Genomic DNA, 15362 nt, shown 5'->3' with positions numbered 1-15362 from the left:
CTCCCGATAGCAGTATACAGTTGATACATGAGTTGACTGACCCACCGCCATCGGGAGCAAGCCCCTCCCACAGTTTGAATGCATTCTGCTTGGGAGATTGGGTCGGCTTTCTGGCCGCCTGCTTTTGATTGTGATCTTGATCTAAAGGCGGCGCTGTAAGAGCGCAACCGATATAAGCCATAACCTCAATAACGGATATGCACTCAAAATCCAGGCACAACCCTGCAGCCACAGTGATCAACTGTTAGAAGTGGTATTTGACCAGGAAGCTTGCGGTGTTCTGGTTGGTCTCAAAAGCACCGGTGTCCTGAATGCCGTACTTGTTCTTCCAGTAGTCGTACTCAAAGCCCACATACAACTGCTTCTCGCCCCAGTGCAGCGCTTTACCCAAGTCGTATTTGACCTGTGGGTTGATGTGCAGGTTGGCGTGATAAGTACCGCGTGAAGTCTTGTCGTTATCGGTTACCCAGTCGATATACCCGTCAATCAGTACGTTAGAGTTGCCGACGGGAAGGGTGTACGCCCAGACCGGGGTGATCTGCCAAATGTTGTCGCCAGGGCGATTGCCCTCGGTCTGACGCTGGTAGAAGTTCAACTGGAAGTAGTCAAAACCCGGAATGTTCAAGTCAAAGCCCGGGCCGAACAAGTACGACTCGTTGTCGCCTTCGCCGAACTCGTAAGTGAACGCCAGCAGCACGTCTTTGATCGGACCGAATGACAGGTCTTTGTCGAAAATCTTGCCGAACGACAAGCGTGGGCTGAACTCGCCGTAGTAAGTACTTGGGCCTACGTTGCCGTCTTCCTTGCCGTTGTAAAAGATGCGGTCGACAAACAAAAAGTTGTCGCCGTACTTCCAGGCGTCAGCATGTTCAAACGTCACCGTCTGCTGGATCTGTGGGTTGATGGTGAAGTTTTTGCCCCACAGGTACGTCAGGCTGTTGTTCTGCCATTGCAACAGGTCACTCGCCGCGGCTTGGCCACCGGCCAGCAGCGAGCCTGTCAACATCAGGCCTTTCAACATAGGTTTCATTCGGTTGCTCCCGAGTCAAAGTTTAGGATTATTTTTCTACGCAGGCGCTCTGGTATGGCGCCTTTTGGTTCGCTGCAAAAATCGTCTGATTGGTCAGCTTTGATGCTTTTAGCAAGCGCTGCGCCAAGGTGTTCAAAAAGCCGAAAAAACCTCTTCGCCTGCACTTGATGCAGTTGAGTCCAGAGGGTTTTTTGTACACGTTGGCCGCAGGCATTGGGCCAGGATTAATTGGCCCTGCAGTCAGCTTTTACAGTCGCTGTTTGTTTTAGAGTCGATTCGAGCGGGCGCGGAGAATACTGGCTCCCAGGCCTTGGCTCAAGTGCGTTGTTAGTGCGCGTGTGGGGCAAAAATGGGGCGCGGCAGCAATCGATCGTTCCCACTCGGCCTGGGAACGATCAATCTCAGTGGGTGTGGGCGCCTTGGTTGATCCAGGTGCCGATCAACTCCCGTTCCTGCTGGGTCATCTGAGTGATATTGCCCAGCGGCATGATCTGGCTGGCCACGGCCTGCGCTTGAATGCGCGCCGCCTGCTGCTGGATTTGCGTCGGGGTGTCGAACATCACGCCTGCCGGTGCGGTGCTGAACAGCGGGCTGGTGGGTTTGGCCGAGTGGCACACGGCGCAGCGTTCCTGGATCACGCCATGTACCTTGTCGAAATCAATCGTCGCCTGTGCAGGCGCAGGTGCGGCAGCCGGTGCTGCGGGCGCGGCCGGTGCGTCCGGCTTCAAGCCGCCACCCAACGCGGTTTCCGGTAGAGGTTGGTACTCGATGGCGGCAGGCGCCTTTGCGACTTCTGCAACCGGCTTGGGCCCGGTGACATACGCCAGGCAAATCATTGCCAAGGCGCCCACCGGCAGCGTCCACGCATACTTCTGGCTGTTATGCCGGGTGTTGAAGTAGTGGCGCACCAACACGGCGGCCACGGCGATGCCTGCCAGGATCAGCCAGTTGTATTGGCTGCCGTAAGTGCTTGGGAAGTGGTTGCTGATCATGATGAACAGCACCGGCAAGGTGAAGTAGTTGTTGTGCCGCGAACGCAGCAAACCCTTGGCCGGCAATGACGGGTCCGGCGTGCGCTGCTCCGCGATTGCGGCCACCAGCGCGCGCTGGGCGGGCATGATGATGCGGAACACGTTACCGACCATGATGGTGCCGATGACTGCGCCCACGTGCAGGTAAGCGCCGCGGCCACTGAAGACTTTGCTGAAGCCGTACGCGGCTGTAATCAACAGCACAAACAGGATCAGGCCAAGCAGGGCAGGGCGCTTGCCCAGCGCCGAGTCGCACAGGAACGAGTAGATGAACCAACCGGCGAACAGTGAGCCAATGCCCAGCAATACGCCTTCGGTGCCGCTGAGGCTGCTGCCGGGGGCGAGCAGGTACAGCGTCGGGTTGAGGTAGAACACCACGCACAGCAGCGCGACGCCCGACATCCAGGTGAAATAGGCCTCCCATTTGAACCAGTGCAGGTTGTCCGGCATGGTCGGTGGGGCCAGTTTGTATTTTTCCAGGTGGTAGATACCGCCACCGTGGATCGCCCACAAATCACCGGCCAGGCCGTCTTTGGGGTTGACGCGATTGAGGTTGTTTTCCAGCCAGACAAAATAGAAGGAAGCGCCGATCCACGCGACGCCAGTGATCATGTGAACCCAGCGCACGCTAAGGTTCAGCCATTCCAACAGATGTGCTTCCACAGTCTTTACCTCTCGCCTGTCACCCTTGTTGTCGGGTGATCCGGCCTTCTCTTATTGGTGGGGGGCGAGGATCAATCGCTCATCCTCTTGGAAAAAATGCTCATCGCAGTTATTGCCGGTGCCACTGCGATCAACCACCAGGAAGTCATCCCGCTTTTCGATCGTCAGCACCGGGTGGTGCCAAACGCCGCGATGGTAATTAATGCCCTGCCTGCCGTTGGTGACGAAGGCGCGGACCAAGCCCGATACAGGTGCATCGCCAAGTGGCGCGACCACGATCAGAAAGGGGTTGCCGAGCAGCGGAATAAACGCCTGGCTGCCCAGCGGGTGTCTTTCCAGCATGCCCACGGTCAGTGGCATCTGCAGCGCGTCGGCGCGAAAGATGCTGATGATGGCGTGGTCTTCAGGCTGGGCGGTTTCGACCGTCGCCAGCTTGTGAAAGCGCATGGTCGACCCGTTGTTGATCATGAAGTGATCGCTGCCATCGGTTTCGATAACGTCTCCGAAAGGCGCGAAGGCTTCTTTGCTCAGGGGTTCGATCATCAGTGTGCGCATGGCTGTCTTCTTGTCTTCTTGTCTGAGTGCTGTGTTGTTTGATCTGGCGTCATCGCGAGCAAGCCCGCTCCCACATTTGAAGGTATTCACAATTCAAAATGTGGGAGCGGGCTTGCTCGCGAATGGCTTCACCGCTTATTTCGAAACCTTGCCGAGCACTCGCAAGCGACTTACACCGCCATCCGGGAACACGTTGAGGCGTATGTGAGTGATCGGGCCGAGCGCTTTGATCTGCTCGGCAAACGAGTGCTCAGCGTGCATTTCGAGCTTTTGCGCCGGCAGCAATTCGCGCCAGAACAGCGATTGGGTTTCGATCTGGCTGTCGGTGCCGCCCTTCACAAAGGCGCCCTGGATCGAACACGTGTCCGGGTAGTTGCCCTTGAAGTGCAGGGTGTCGACGATGATTTTCTCGATCTCGCCGGGGTGGCCCAGCGCGACGATCACCCAGTCATTGCCTGGCGTGCGACGACGCGCGGTTTCCCAGCCATCGCCCATGTTCACGCCCCGGCCGGGGTTGAGGATGTTGCTCATGCGCCCGAAGTGTTCATCGGAGCACGCCAATGCGCGGCCGCCGTTCAGCGCCGACGCCAGGTCGACCTGTTCGTTGTCAGCCACCTGCGACCAGTCGCGGAACGGAATGCCGTACACCCGCAGACGGGCCACGCCGCCATCCGGGTAGATGTTGAAGCGCAAGTGGCTGAACGCCGCGCCGTTGCTGATCTCGTGGTAGTGGTGGCTGTTGCCTTGCAGCTCGACGGCCGACAGCACTTCCACCCACGGGGTGTTTTCATCCGGCTCGCCCGACGCCAGGAAGCAGGCTTCCAGCGAGGCCGACGGCGGGTAGTTGCCGGTGAAGAATGAAGTGTCGATGTCCACGCCCTTGATCGAGCCGGGTACGCCGAGGCGAATCACCGCGCTGTCGTAGCCTTCAAAACGCTTGCGGCGCGACTCCCAGCCGTCCATCCACTTGCCGTTATCGTCGAAAACGCCCTCCTTCCACACGGCCGGGGTCGGCTGGAACAGGCGGTTGGCGTCAGCGAACCAGTCATCGGTCACCGAAACAATCTTGGTGCCCAGACGGGCGTCGGCCAGGTTGACGAACTTCTCGAAAGGTGCGGCGTAAGCTTTCATTCTTCTTGTCTGCCTTGAGTAAAGTGGCTGGGGACGGTGGTTTAGAGGGCCAGTAAGCGCAGCAGCGCGATCTTGTTGATCTCGGCCAGTGCGCAGTTGAACTCGACGTCTGCCGGGTTATGGATGCGCGTTTCGAACGCGGCGAGGATCTGATGCCGGTTGCTGCCTTTTACCGCCATGATGAAGGGAAACTTGAACCTGGCCTTGTAGGCATCATTCAGCTCGGTGAAGCGCGAGAACTCCTCGCTCGAGCATTGGTGAATCCCCGCGCCAGCTTGCTCAGCAGTGCTGGCTTGGGTGAGTTGGCCCTGGACGGCCGCTTTGCCGGCCAGGTCCGGGTGAGCATTGATCAGCGCCAGTTGCCGGGTGCGATCGGCGCCGAGCAGGATGTCGCTCATGCGCTGGTGCAGGGTTTCGATCTGATCGATCGAAGGGTCCTGGCCGAGGTCGAAGGCCTGTTCGGCCACCCATGGCGAATGTTCGTAGATGTCGGCAAACGCTGCGACAAATTCGTCGCGGCTCAAGGTCGAGGGTTTCAGTGTTTGAAAGGCGCTCATTGGGCCGCCCCCGTGTACGGGTGGGTGTGGTGCCAGTGGCGGGCAATGTCGACACGGCGAGTGAACCACACCTGTTCATGGCCCTTTGCGTATTCGATAAAGCGCTTCAAGGCGGCGAGGCGTGCAGGGCGGCCGATCAGGCGGCAATGCAGGCCGATAGACAGCATCTTCGGCGCCTCGGCGCCTTCGGCGTAGAGCACATCAAACGCGTCTTTGAGGTAGTCGAAAAAGTCGTCGCCCTTGTTGAAACCCTGCACTTGGGTGAAGCGCATGTCGTTGGTGTCCAGCGTGTAAGGGATTACCAAGTGCGGCTTGCCGGTCGGGTTATTCGGTTCCCAGTAGGGCAGGTCGTCGTCGTAGGTATCGCAGTCGTACAGAAAGCCGCCTTCTTCCATCACCAGCCGCCGCGTGTTGGGGCCGGTGCGCCCGGTGTACCAGCCCAACGGGCGCTCGCCGGTCAACTCGGTGAGGATGCGGATGGCTTCGAGCATGTGCTCGCGCTCCTGGGCTTCGTCCATGTACTGGTAGTCGATCCAGCGGTAGCCGTGGCTGCAGATCTCGTGGCCGGCGTCGACCATTGCGCGGATGACATCCGGGTGGCGCTGGGCGGCCATGGCCACGGCGAAAATCGTCAGCGGAATATCGAATGCCTTGAACAACTTGAGGATGCGCCATACACCGGCACGGCTGCCGTATTCGTACAGCGACTCCATGCTCATGTTGCGTTCGCCTTGCAGCGGCTGGGCCGAGACCATCTCCGAGAGGAACGCTTCGGACTCTTTATCGCCGTGCAAAATGTTGCGCTCGCCGCCTTCCTCGTAGTTGAGTACGAACGACAACGCGATGCGTGCATTGCCCGGCCAGTGGGGGTGAGGAGGGTTACTGCCGTAACCGATCAGGTCGCGTGGGTAGTCAGCGCTCACTGCAGTCTTCCTTCTTGTTCGTGATCATTGGGGTGGCGGCCGAGCAGTGAAATAACAGGGTGAAGTCACTGCGATGAGTGATTGTATACAACTTATGGCAAATTTTGTAAGCCTGGTTTTTTGCATTTTTTCCGCAGTGATCGACGTACAGGCCCAAGCAAGAAACTTGCCTAACTGGTCAGCTAAAGGACAAAAGGTTGTTTGAAAGCAAGGATTACCCATGAACTTCCCGTCAGGCTAACGCGGCCAATAGGATCGGCGGCGCTGTGATTTTTATTGTGTACAATTTTTTTGAAAAGTGTCTTAATCGGCCATCGTCGGCTTTTTCGGCGCCCTGAAACGGGGCGAATTTACCTTCTACTGACTTACGGAGGCGCATAGACGCCATGGGACGTTTGACCACACACGTTTTGGACGCCGCGCACGGGTGCCCCGGCAGCGCAATCAAGGTTGAGCTGTACCGAGTCGAAGGCACGCAACTGGTGCAGGTGGCGAGCGCCGTGACCAACAATGACGGGCGCTGCGACGTGCCCTTGTTGCAAGGCGACGACTACCGCAGCGGCGTGTACCAACTGCACTTCAGCGCTGGCGATTACTACCGCGCGCGTGGCGTGCAATTGCCGGAACCGGCGTTTCTCGACGTGGTGGTACTGCGCTTCGGCATCAGCGCTGAACAGGACCACTACCACGTGCCGTTGCTGCTTTCGCCTTACAGCTACTCCACCTATCGCGGTAGCTGACATCGGCACCTGGTTAGCTTTGCCCGCTCACACAACGGGCTTTTTATGCGCGGCGCAAGGTTCAGGCGTGGTTAAAGCGCACCCGCTCGAACCTTGATCAGCGAGGCAATGCCGGCGCAACTGAAGAGTGCCGCACTCACGCGGTTGAACCAGCTTTGGCCTGCGCCGCTGCGCAGATAGCGCGCGGCGCCATGCGCGCCCAAACCGTAGGCCAGCTTGCACAACAGGTCGAGCACCGCCCACGTGGCGATCATGCTCAGCAGTTGCGGCACAAACGCGTGCTGGCTGTTCAGAAACTGCGGCAGGAAAGCTGCGAAAAACAGAATGTCTTTGGGGTTGCTCGCGCCCAGTACGAAGGCTCGGCCGAACAGCGCAGCAAAGCGCGGCGCCGGCAGCGCGTTCGGCACGGCGGCCGCCTGGGACGGCAGGCGCGATTGCTGCCAGCTCTGCCAGGCAAGGTAGAACAGGTACAGCGCGCCGACAATCTTCAAGGCGCTGAACAGTTGTTCCGACGCCAGCAACAGCGCACCCAAGCCCAAGGCCGACGCGCTGAGCAAGCAGATCGAGGCAAATACCCCGCCCAAAAACGCCGGGTATGAACGGCGCAGGCCGTAATTCAGGCTATTGCTGATCATCAACAGCGACAGCGGGCCAGGAATCAGGATCACAATCAGTGCAGCGCCGCTGAACAGCAGCCAGGTTTCCAGGGTCATTTACAGTCCTCCAATCGTCCAAAAGCCTCACCCAATACAGCAATCGGGCCGCGTCTCACCTGTGGCGAGCGGGCTTGCTCGCGCTGGGCTGCGCAGCGGCCCCAAAAATTCAACTACCGCATTACAGGAAGGCAAACTTCGCGATAAATATCACGCACAGCACCCACAAACTCACGGAAATTTCGCGGTACTTGCCGGTGCCGGCCTTGAGCGCCACATACGTGATAAAGCCCAAGGCGATACCGTCGGCGACCGAGAACGTCAGCGGCATCATGATCGCCGTCACGATCGCCGGAATGCTGTCGGTGGCCTCATCCCAATTGATGTGCGCCATGCTCGCCGTCATCAGCATCGCCACGTAAATCAGCGCGCCGGCGGTGGCGTAAGCAGGGATCATGCCGGCCAGCGGTGCAAAAAACATCGCCGCCACAAACAACACGCCCACGGTCACGGCCGTCAGCCCGGTGCGCCCACCCGCGGCCACACCGGCGGCACTTTCTACGTAGCTGGTCACCGGTGGCACACCGACCATGGCGCCGAATACGCTGGACGCGCTGTCGGCCTTCAAGGCGCGCGACAGGTTATGAATCTTGCCATCGGCATTCACCAGCCCGGCGCGCTGTGCAACGCCCATCAGCGTACCGGCGGTGTCGAACATGTGCACAAACAGGAAGGCGAAAACCACGCTGATCATACTCACATTGAATACACCCTTGATGTCCATCGCCATCCAGGTCGGTGCCAGGCTCGGCGGCGTGGAGAGAATGCCGTTGTAGTGCACCAGGCCCAAGCCCCAACCGGCCAGCGTTACGGCGATGATGCTGATGAGGATCGCGCCGAATACCCGGTGATAGCTGAGAATCGCGATCAGCAAAAAGCACACTGCCGCCAACAGCGGCGCGGGCTCGTGCAAGGAGCCGAGCTTGATCAGCGTGGCGGGGCTGTCGACGATGATGCCGGCGGTTTTCAGGCCAATCACCCCGAGAAACAAGCCGACGCCCGCACCCATCGCATGGCGCAGGCTCACCGGGATGCTGTTGAGCAGCCATTCGCGCACCCTCGAAAGCGTGAGGCCCATGAACAACACGCCCGAGATAAACACCGCACCCAGCGCGGTTTCCCAGTGGTAGCCCAGGGTGCCGACCACGGTGTAGGTGAAAAACGCGTTCAAGCCCATGCCCGGCGCGAGCCCCACCGGCCAGTTGGCGTACAGGCCCATCAACAGGCAGCCGAGCGCGGCGGCGATGCAAGTGGCAACGAACGCTGCGCCGTGATCAATGCCTGCGTCCGCCATGATGTTCGGGTTGACGAAGATGATGTAGGCCATGGTGATGAAGGTGGTCAGGCCGGCGATCAGCTCGGTCTTCACGGTGGTGCCATGCAAGCGCAGTTTGAACAGACGCTCCAGCCAACCGCTGTGCGGTGTGGAGAGGTCCAGCGTAGGGGCTTCGGTTTTGCGGCTATCCACAGCGAATACTCCTCAAGCGTTTTATTGTTATTGGCAGCGCCGGTCACTTGCGTGGGTAACAGCGCTTTGAGGTACTGGCGGGGTTTGTTGACCAATAGGTCAGAAAACCGCACAAAGTGGATTATGCTTTTGTATACAAATAAAGCAAATAGTGTTTTCGATTGTGTGCGCAGAAGGTGGTTTATTGTGGCGAGCCAGCCACAATAAGGCCGCTTGCCTCACGGCCTAAGGCAAGCCAGCGAGTGCCTGATTCACTGCCAGCCACCCCGCGACCGCGTCCGCCCCGGCTTCGCTGAACGCGCGCTGCAACAACTTCACCTGTTCGCGGCGCAACGCTTGCTCGAAACGCCGGCCTTCTTCGCTCAATTCGAGCAGGCGTTTACGTTTGTCGGTCTCGGACGCCACGCTGTTCACCCAGTGCATTGCCTGCAATTGGCGCAATGGCATGTTCAGCGCCTGCTTGCTCACGCCGAGTAATTCCAGCAGTTGCTTCACGCTCAATGCGGGGTAGCGCGCGATAAAAAATACGATGCGTTGGTGCACGCGGCTAAGGCCTCGGCGCTCAAGCATTTCATCGGCTTTGGCGGTGAACGCCTGGTAACCGAAGAAGAAGGCTTCCATGGCTTGCTGTTGACTGCTTTGGTTTTTAAGGTCAAGCATGTTGACGTACCTACTCAAGTCGTCGTAATTTCGGTCAACCAGTTTGACGTATTTCCTGCACGCTTTGCCACCGGTGACCTTATGGCCTTCTCTGAACGTGTTACGCGCCTCAAAAGCTCCTTGATCCGTGAAATCCTCGCCGCGGCGCAGCGCCCGGAAGTGATGTCGTTCGCCGGAGGCCTGCCCGCCGAAGCCATGCTGCCCGCGCTGAACTGGGACGACATGCCGCTGAACATCGGCCAATACGGCATGAGCGAAGGCGAGCCGCAGTTGCGTGAGCTGCTTGCCGCGCAGGCGCGCGCCATTGGCGTACCGTGCCAGGCCAGCCAGGTGCTGGTGGTCAGCGGTTCCCAGCAAACACTCGACCTGGCGGCCAAACTGTATATCGACAAAGGCACGCAGATCCTGCTTGAAGGCCCGACCTACCTGGCCGCGTTGCAGATATTCCAACTCTTCGGCGCCGACTGCCTGACCGTGCAACTGGAAGCCGACGGCCCCAACCTCGCGGCCTTGCGCGCCAGCCTCGAACACCATCAACCGGCATTCATCTACCTGATCCCGACCTTCCAGAACCCATCGGCCGTGCGCTACAGCGAGGCCAAGCGCGCAGCCGTCGCCGCGTTGCTGGATGAGTTCGGCGTGACCTTGATCGAAGATGAACCTTACCGCGAGCTGACCTTCGACGGCGCCAGCGCGCAGCCCATCGCCGGGCGCCTGCAAAAGGCCAGTTGGATCTACACCGGCACCGTCTCCAAAACCTTGCTGCCCGGCCTGCGCGTCGGTTACCTGATCGCCAGCCCGGACCTGTTCCCGCACCTGCTCAAGCTTAAGCAATCTGCCGACCTGCACACCAACCGCGTCGGCCAATGGCAAGCGATGCAGTGGGTCGGCAGCGAAAAATACCAGCAACACCTGACGCAACTGCGCAGCTTTTACCGCGAGCGTCGCGATGCATTCCAGGCTGCCCTGCAGCGCCATTTCGGCGACTTGGCCGACTGGCAAACGCCGCAGGGCGGATTATTCTTCTGGCTGACCTTGAAACAACCGCTCGACACCCGCACCTTGTTGGCGCAAGCATTCGATCAGAACGTCGCGTTCATGCCCGGTGAACCATTCTTTTCCGAGCCCGACCAACACCTTGGCTCGTTCCGGCTGAATTTCAGTCACATCGACCCGTCCCGGTTGGACGAAGGTCTCAAGCGCCTGGCCGCAGTGGTCCGTCAAGCACAGCACGCGCAAGCGGCATAAGGGGAGCCCCATGTACAAGGTTTACGGCGATTACAAGTCGGGCAACTGCTACAAGGTCAAGTTGATGCTCAACCTGTTGGGCATCGCGTATCAATGGATCGATGTCGACATCCTCAAGGGTGGCACCGAGACCCCCGAATTTTTGGCCAAGAACCCCAACGGCAAAATCCCTGTGTTGGAGTTGGAAGACGGCACCTGCCTGTGGGAATCGAATGCGATCCTCAACTTCCTCGCCGATGGCAGCGAGTTCTTGCCGACCGAGCCGCGCTTGCGCACTCAAGTATTGCAGTGGCAGTTTTTCGAGCAATACAGCCATGAGCCTTACATTGCAGTGGCGCGGTTTATCCAGTTCTACCTGAACATGCCGCAAGACCGCCTTGAGGAATACACCACCACCCACAAGCGCGGGCACAAGGCCTTGAAGGTCATGGAGCGCCAATTGCAAGCCACGCCCTACCTGGTGGGCGAGCAATATTCGATTGCCGATATAGCGCTGTACGCCTACACCCACGTGGCCCACGAGGGTGGTTTTGACCTGGCGCCGTACCCGGCCGTGCAGGCGTGGTTGACGCGCGTGGCCAGCCACCCCAAGCATGTGGCGATGCTGGGCTGATTCACCCGGTCAACGCTGGGAAGGGAGCACGCTCCCTCCCGCGTTGGCTTCGCATCGGTCGGTCAGACGGCTGCGAAGCGCTTGTCCAGGTAATCAATGATCACTTTGGAATCGTACATCCAGGTGGTCTGGCCATTCTCTTCGATACGCAGGCACGGCACTTTGATCTTGCCACCTTGCTCCAGCAGGGTTTGACGGTCGTGCGTGTTGTTCTTCGCATCCTTCAACGCCACGGGCACATTCAGGCGGTGCAGTGTGCGACGGGTCTTCACACAGAACGGGCAGGCGTGGAACTGATACAAGGTCAGGTGCTCGGCGGCGGCGTTGACCTGCGCCTGTTGTTCGGCGCTGCGCTGCTTTTTGCGTGGGCGGGTAAGGGCGTCGCCCGCGATGATGACGTGGCCGAGGCCTACTCGAAGTGCTTTGACGAACATGGCTGAAACCTCTTGCCCGATACAGAATGGGCCGCAGCTTACCTGATTTCGGAAGGCGAAAAAAAACCGGCGATGAACGCCGGTCTTTTTGTACCCAGCCGGTTACTTGATCAGGCTGAGGAATTCGCTGCGGGTGGCTGCGTTTTCGCGGAACTCACCGAGCATCACCGACGTGATCATCGACGAATTCTGTTTTTCCACACCGCGCATCATCATGCACATGTGTTTGGCTTCAATCACCACGGCCACGCCCAGCGCGCCGGTGACTTGCATCACCGCATCGGCGATCTGGCGGCTGAGGTTTTCCTGGATCTGCAGGCGGCGCGCATACATGTCGACAATGCGCGCGACCTTGGACAGGCCCAGCACTTTGCCGCTCGGGATATACGCGACGTGAGCCTTGCCGATAAACGGCAGCAGGTGGTGTTCGCACAACGAGTACAACTCGATGTCCTTGACCAGCACCATTTCGCTGTTGTCAGAGCTGAACAAGGCACCGTTGGTGACCTCTTCGAGGGTCTGTGCATAACCGCGGCAAAGGTACTGCATTGCCTTGGCGGCACGTTTTGGCGTGTCGAGCAGGCCCTCGCGGGAAACGTCCTCGCCGAGTTGGCCGAGGATGTCGGTGTAATTCTGTTCCAGGGACATGAAACTACCTGTGGGATGTTCGCAAAGCGCAAGGTTACGGTGGCGGGCACATCGCTGCAAGCCTGACGATGGCACTTGTTACTCGTCGCGGCCTTCCAGCATGGTGCGCTTGAGCATCACATACACCGCACCTGCGCCACCGTGGCGCGCCTGGCACGAGGTGAAGCCGAGTACTTGGGAATGCTGGCGCAGCCAGGTGTTGACGTGGCTCTTGATCATCGGCCGTTTGCCGTCCAGCCGCACGGCTTTGCCGTGGGTGACGCGCACGCAGCGGATTTCAAATTTAGTCGCTTCGGCAAGAAACGCCCAGAGGGTTTCGCGGGCTTTTTCGACGTTCATGCCGTGCAGGTCGAGGCTGCCTTCGAAGGGGATCTGGCCGATCTTGAGCTTGCGCATCTGGCTTTCCTGCACGCCGTCACGCGCCCACATCAGCTCGTCTTCGGGGCCGACGTCGATCACGAACTGGTCCGACAAACCATCCACGGTGGTGGCATCGGTGCGCACGGTCGCGGCCTGGCGCAGCTTGGCGATCTGCGCCCGGTCAGCCTTGGGTTTGCCGGTATCGGCACGGTCGTGCTTGATCGGCTTGACGCCGCGCAGCTCGTTTTTGAACAGGGAAAAATCGTCGTCTTGCATGTCAGCCTCCGCGAAGGGCGGGCAGTTTACCTAATCGCGGCGGCCAGGGCGCAGGAAACGCTATCCAAGCGCCATCAGTCGTGCTTTTTCATCAAGTGCGAAGCGATGTTCAGCGACAACGGTTGGCGCATCCGCCGACGGCTGCGACGCCACAACCACACGCCCAGCCACACCACCAGCAGGCCCATGACCAACAGCAGAGCCGAGCCGCCCGGGCTCGCATTCAGCTCGCCAAGTGCCGGTGAATGCCCCACTAAACCGGCGCCGCCAGCACCCGCCAGCAGCAAACCTACCATTGCCAGCAGCGCAGCAAAGCCGGCCACCAGGCGCAGACGCCAGTTGCTCGGGCCCTTGGGGCGCAAGCGACGAGCATCAAATCCACCATCGGATATCTTCATTCCGACCTTTCCTCCAGGGTATCGGCCCTTCGACCGGAAGATACACAGGTTGTTCCAGTGCCCGAGGTAAATGCGCCAAATGAGCGGGCCTTGCGGATGAGCGGGGTAATAAACACGCCGCGCCGCTCATCGGAAGTGCGATCAGGTCAAATCAGGTCTTTGGTCGACGCGAGGGTCGCGAAGTTGTCGGCCATTATGGCCATTTCGGTCTGTTGCACGTGCTCGGCACTCAGCACGCCGTCTTTACAGGGCAAGTCGCGAGTGGCGCAGGCGTCTTCGACCAAGGTGCAGCGAAAGCCCAGGTTCTTGGCCGCGCGCACCGTGGTGCTGACGCTGGAGTGGCTCATGAACCCACACACGATCAGGTCGAGCGAGCCGAGGTCTTGCAGGTGTTTTTCCAGGCCGGTGCCGTGAAAGGCGCTGGGCAGCAACTTGCCGATGATGGTTTCGTCGCCGAGCGGCTCAAGGCCTGCAATGAATTCGCCGCGCTCGCCCTGCGGGTCGAACAGACCGCCGACGGTGCCCAAATGGCGCACATGCACAATCGGGCGCCCGGCGCTGCGCGCTGCGGCCACCAGTTGCTTGATGTTGCCCACCGCCGCGTCCATGCCGGAAAGGGCGAGTGGGCCGTTGAGGTATTCCTTCTGGGCGTCGATGATCAGGAGGGTCGCGTGGTTCAGGTTGGCTGCTGCGTAACCGCGACCGCTGAGTTGAAACATCGTCTTTGGAACAGACATTCTGGGGCTCCTGTGAGTGGGGCTTTTGTGACATTGTCCACTGGCTGAGCGGTTCTGTGAATCGCTACCATCGTAAGGTACGCCGTTATTGACGTGCAGCCCTGTCAAGTAGGCAGCGTGTTTACCCCTGCGATGGCAAATTGGATGAAATCCGACGCACGGCGAAGGGCTTTCGTACGTCGTCGGTGCAGACGAAGGCTGATAGAATCGCCAGTCGTTTTTTCCAGGAGCTTGCCCCGTGATCACATCCCGCCTGCGCACGTTGCGCGACCACATCCGTTGGGCTGTCAGCCGTTTCCATGGGGAAGACCTGTTTTTCGGGCATGGCACCGACAATGCCTGGGACGAAGCCCGGCAATTGGTGCTCGGTGCCTTGCACCTGCCGTGGGAAATCGCCGACAGCTACCTGGATTGCAACCTGGAAGAAGAAGAGATCTCCCACGTGCAGCGCCTGTTGCATCGCCGTATCCACGACCGTGTGCCCACCGCTTACCTGTTGAAGGAAGCCTGGTTCTGCGGCATGTCGTTTATCGTCGACGAACGCGTGTTGATCCCGCGCTCACCGATTGGCGAGCTGATCGAACAGCGTTTTCAACCGTGGCTGGCCCAGCCGCCGGCGCGCATCCTCGACCTGTGCACGGGGTCTGGTTGCATCGGCATCGCCTGTGCTTATGAGTTCCAGAATGCCGAAGTGGTGCTGGGCGACTTGTCCTATGAGGCGTTGGAGGTGGCTAATCAGAACATCGAGCGCCATGGTGTCGACGAGCGCGTTTACACGGTGCAGGGCGATGGTTTTGATGGCCTGCCGGGGCAGCGCTTTGACTTGATTGTGTCGAACCCGCCGTATGTGGATGCCGAAGACTTCGCCGACATGCCGGATGAGTATCAGCACGAGCCGGAGTTGGGTCTGGCCTGCGGCGATGACGGTTTGAACCTGGTGCGGCGCATGCTGGCCGAGGCCGCGGAGCATTTGACCGAGAAAGGCTTGTTGATTGTTGAGGTGGGCAACAGCCAGGTGCATGTTGAGGCGTTGTACCCGGAGGTGGACTTTGCCTGGCTGGAGTTCCAGCGTGGCGGGCACGGGGTGTTTATGTTGACGGCCGAGCAATGCCGCGAGCATCAAGCGGTGTTTGCCGCTCGGGTCTGACCGCCGCTTGCGCGGTCAAATGTGGGAGCG

General features: G+C 59.6%; 18 protein-coding genes. 4 read left to right on the top strand and 14 right to left on the bottom strand.

Annotation, left to right across the window (positions count from 1 at the left end; all coding sequences use genetic code 11):
- Positions 1–244: 244 nt before the first annotated feature.
- The 6 genes from F0169_RS05740 to puuE form a co-directional block, all read right to left on the bottom strand.
- Positions 245–1030, bottom strand: coding sequence for an outer membrane protein OmpK (locus F0169_RS05740; protein ID WP_152745972.1), 786 nt, complete (start codon positions 1028–1030; stop codon positions 245–247).
- 401 nt (positions 1031–1431) lie between these two features.
- Complete coding sequence (locus tag F0169_RS05735) at positions 1432–2724, bottom strand: urate hydroxylase PuuD (protein WP_172979343.1); 1293 nt, start codon at positions 2722–2724, stop codon at positions 1432–1434.
- Positions 2725–2775: 51 nt separating this feature from the next.
- The gene (locus F0169_RS05730; RefSeq protein ID WP_058414224.1) at positions 2776–3279 is read right to left on the bottom strand and encodes an ureidoglycolate lyase; all 504 of its coding nucleotides are present in this window, start codon (positions 3277–3279) and stop codon (positions 2776–2778) included.
- A gap of 135 nt (positions 3280–3414) precedes the next feature.
- Positions 3415–4410 carry an allantoicase gene (alc, locus tag F0169_RS05725; RefSeq protein ID WP_152745971.1) on the bottom strand — a complete coding sequence of 332 codons (996 nt, stop codon included), beginning with the start codon at positions 4408–4410 and terminating at the stop codon, positions 3415–3417.
- A gap of 41 nt (positions 4411–4451) precedes the next feature.
- On the bottom strand, positions 4452–4967 hold the full coding sequence (gene uraD / locus F0169_RS05720) for a 2-oxo-4-hydroxy-4-carboxy-5-ureidoimidazoline decarboxylase (RefSeq protein WP_058414222.1): 516 nt from the start codon (positions 4965–4967) through the stop codon (positions 4452–4454).
- Positions 4964–5890 carry an allantoinase PuuE gene (gene puuE, locus F0169_RS05715; RefSeq protein WP_172979342.1) on the bottom strand — a complete coding sequence of 309 codons (927 nt, stop codon included), beginning with the start codon at positions 5888–5890 and terminating at the stop codon, positions 4964–4966. The genes uraD and puuE overlap by 4 nt, the downstream gene beginning before the upstream one ends.
- 386 nt (positions 5891–6276) lie before the next feature.
- Here puuE and uraH point away from each other — a divergent pair, with 386 nt between their 5' ends.
- Entirely contained in the window at positions 6277–6630 is a 354-nt protein-coding gene (gene uraH / locus F0169_RS05710) for a hydroxyisourate hydrolase (RefSeq protein ID WP_152745970.1), read from the top strand.
- A 71-nt stretch (positions 6631–6701) separates the two neighbouring features.
- Here uraH and F0169_RS05705 read toward each other — a convergent pair whose 3' ends face one another.
- From F0169_RS05705 to F0169_RS05695, 3 genes are all read right to left on the bottom strand, one after another.
- Positions 6702–7343: a LysE family translocator gene (locus F0169_RS05705; protein WP_058414219.1), complete on the bottom strand. Its 642-nt coding sequence runs from the start codon at positions 7341–7343 to the stop codon at positions 6702–6704.
- A 121-nt stretch (positions 7344–7464) separates the two neighbouring features.
- Entirely contained in the window at positions 7465–8811 is a 1347-nt protein-coding gene (locus F0169_RS05700; RefSeq protein WP_172979341.1) for an NCS2 family permease, read from the bottom strand.
- A gap of 225 nt (positions 8812–9036) precedes the next feature.
- Positions 9037–9471, bottom strand: coding sequence for a MarR family winged helix-turn-helix transcriptional regulator (locus F0169_RS05695; RefSeq protein WP_058414217.1), 435 nt, complete (start codon positions 9469–9471; stop codon positions 9037–9039).
- 81 nt (positions 9472–9552) lie between these two features.
- On the opposite strand from F0169_RS05695, the gene F0169_RS05690 reads away from it, so the two are divergent.
- Both F0169_RS05690 and F0169_RS05685 read left to right on the top strand, forming a co-directional pair.
- On the top strand, positions 9553–10719 hold the full coding sequence (locus tag F0169_RS05690; RefSeq protein WP_152745969.1) for an aminotransferase-like domain-containing protein: 1167 nt from the start codon (positions 9553–9555) through the stop codon (positions 10717–10719).
- A 10-nt stretch (positions 10720–10729) separates the two neighbouring features.
- Positions 10730–11332, top strand: coding sequence for a glutathione S-transferase family protein (locus tag F0169_RS05685; RefSeq protein WP_122249555.1), 603 nt, complete (start codon positions 10730–10732; stop codon positions 11330–11332).
- Between the two features lie 62 nt (positions 11333–11394).
- On the opposite strand, the gene F0169_RS05680 is transcribed toward F0169_RS05685, so the two are convergent.
- From F0169_RS05680 to F0169_RS05660, 5 genes are all read right to left on the bottom strand, one after another.
- On the bottom strand, positions 11395–11766 hold the full coding sequence (locus F0169_RS05680) for a glutathione S-transferase N-terminal domain-containing protein (RefSeq protein ID WP_152745968.1): 372 nt from the start codon (positions 11764–11766) through the stop codon (positions 11395–11397).
- A 102-nt stretch (positions 11767–11868) separates the two neighbouring features.
- The gene (folE, locus tag F0169_RS05675; protein WP_058414213.1) at positions 11869–12414 is read right to left on the bottom strand and encodes a GTP cyclohydrolase I FolE; all 546 of its coding nucleotides are present in this window, start codon (positions 12412–12414) and stop codon (positions 11869–11871) included.
- Positions 12415–12492: 78 nt separating this feature from the next.
- Positions 12493–13050 carry a Smr/MutS family protein gene (locus tag F0169_RS05670; protein ID WP_122249554.1) on the bottom strand — a complete coding sequence of 186 codons (558 nt, stop codon included), beginning with the start codon at positions 13048–13050 and terminating at the stop codon, positions 12493–12495.
- A 74-nt stretch (positions 13051–13124) separates the two neighbouring features.
- The gene (locus F0169_RS05665) at positions 13125–13448 is read right to left on the bottom strand and encodes a hypothetical protein (RefSeq protein ID WP_058414211.1); all 324 of its coding nucleotides are present in this window, start codon (positions 13446–13448) and stop codon (positions 13125–13127) included.
- A gap of 146 nt (positions 13449–13594) precedes the next feature.
- Positions 13595–14185, bottom strand: coding sequence for a cysteine hydrolase family protein (locus F0169_RS05660; RefSeq protein WP_152745967.1), 591 nt, complete (start codon positions 14183–14185; stop codon positions 13595–13597).
- A 238-nt stretch (positions 14186–14423) separates the two neighbouring features.
- Here F0169_RS05660 and prmB point away from each other — a divergent pair, with 238 nt between their 5' ends.
- Positions 14424–15332 (top strand): 50S ribosomal protein L3 N(5)-glutamine methyltransferase, encoded by a 909-nt coding sequence (gene prmB / locus F0169_RS05655; protein WP_058414209.1) that lies wholly within the window; start codon positions 14424–14426, stop codon positions 15330–15332.
- Positions 15333–15362 lie beyond the last annotated feature (30 nt).

Source organism: Pseudomonas kitaguniensis, assembly GCF_009296165.1.
Lineage (GTDB): Bacteria > Pseudomonadota > Gammaproteobacteria > Pseudomonadales > Pseudomonadaceae > Aquipseudomonas > Aquipseudomonas kitaguniensis.
The sequence above is the reverse complement of the archived record's forward strand: the minus strand, read 5'-3'. Positions and strand labels throughout refer to the sequence as shown.

Coding starts and splice junctions, on each gene's coding strand:
- F0169_RS05680 (WP_152745968.1), bottom strand. CDS start 11,766: ATGTTCGTCAAAGCACTTCGAGTAGGCCTCGGCCACGTCATCATCGCG.
- F0169_RS05670 (WP_122249554.1), bottom strand. CDS start 13,050: ATGCAAGACGACGATTTTTCCCTGTTCAAAAACGAGCTGCGCGGCGTC.
- F0169_RS05660 (WP_152745967.1), bottom strand. CDS start 14,185: ATGTCTGTTCCAAAGACGATGTTTCAACTCAGCGGTCGCGGTTACGCA.
- F0169_RS05685 (WP_122249555.1), top strand. CDS start 10,730: ATGTACAAGGTTTACGGCGATTACAAGTCGGGCAACTGCTACAAGGTC.
- folE (WP_058414213.1), bottom strand. CDS start 12,414: ATGTCCCTGGAACAGAATTACACCGACATCCTCGGCCAACTCGGCGAG.
- F0169_RS05695 (WP_058414217.1), bottom strand. CDS start 9,471: ATGCTTGACCTTAAAAACCAAAGCAGTCAACAGCAAGCCATGGAAGCC.
- uraH (WP_152745970.1), top strand. CDS start 6,277: ATGGGACGTTTGACCACACACGTTTTGGACGCCGCGCACGGGTGCCCC.
- F0169_RS05730 (WP_058414224.1), bottom strand. CDS start 3,279: ATGCGCACACTGATGATCGAACCCCTGAGCAAAGAAGCCTTCGCGCCT.
- F0169_RS05690 (WP_152745969.1), top strand. CDS start 9,553: ATGGCCTTCTCTGAACGTGTTACGCGCCTCAAAAGCTCCTTGATCCGT.
- F0169_RS05705 (WP_058414219.1), bottom strand. CDS start 7,343: ATGACCCTGGAAACCTGGCTGCTGTTCAGCGGCGCTGCACTGATTGTG.
- F0169_RS05665 (WP_058414211.1), bottom strand. CDS start 13,448: ATGAAGATATCCGATGGTGGATTTGATGCTCGTCGCTTGCGCCCCAAG.
- F0169_RS05740 (WP_152745972.1), bottom strand. CDS start 1,030: ATGAAACCTATGTTGAAAGGCCTGATGTTGACAGGCTCGCTGCTGGCC.
- alc (WP_152745971.1), bottom strand. CDS start 4,410: ATGAAAGCTTACGCCGCACCTTTCGAGAAGTTCGTCAACCTGGCCGAC.
- uraD (WP_058414222.1), bottom strand. CDS start 4,967: ATGAGCGCCTTTCAAACACTGAAACCCTCGACCTTGAGCCGCGACGAA.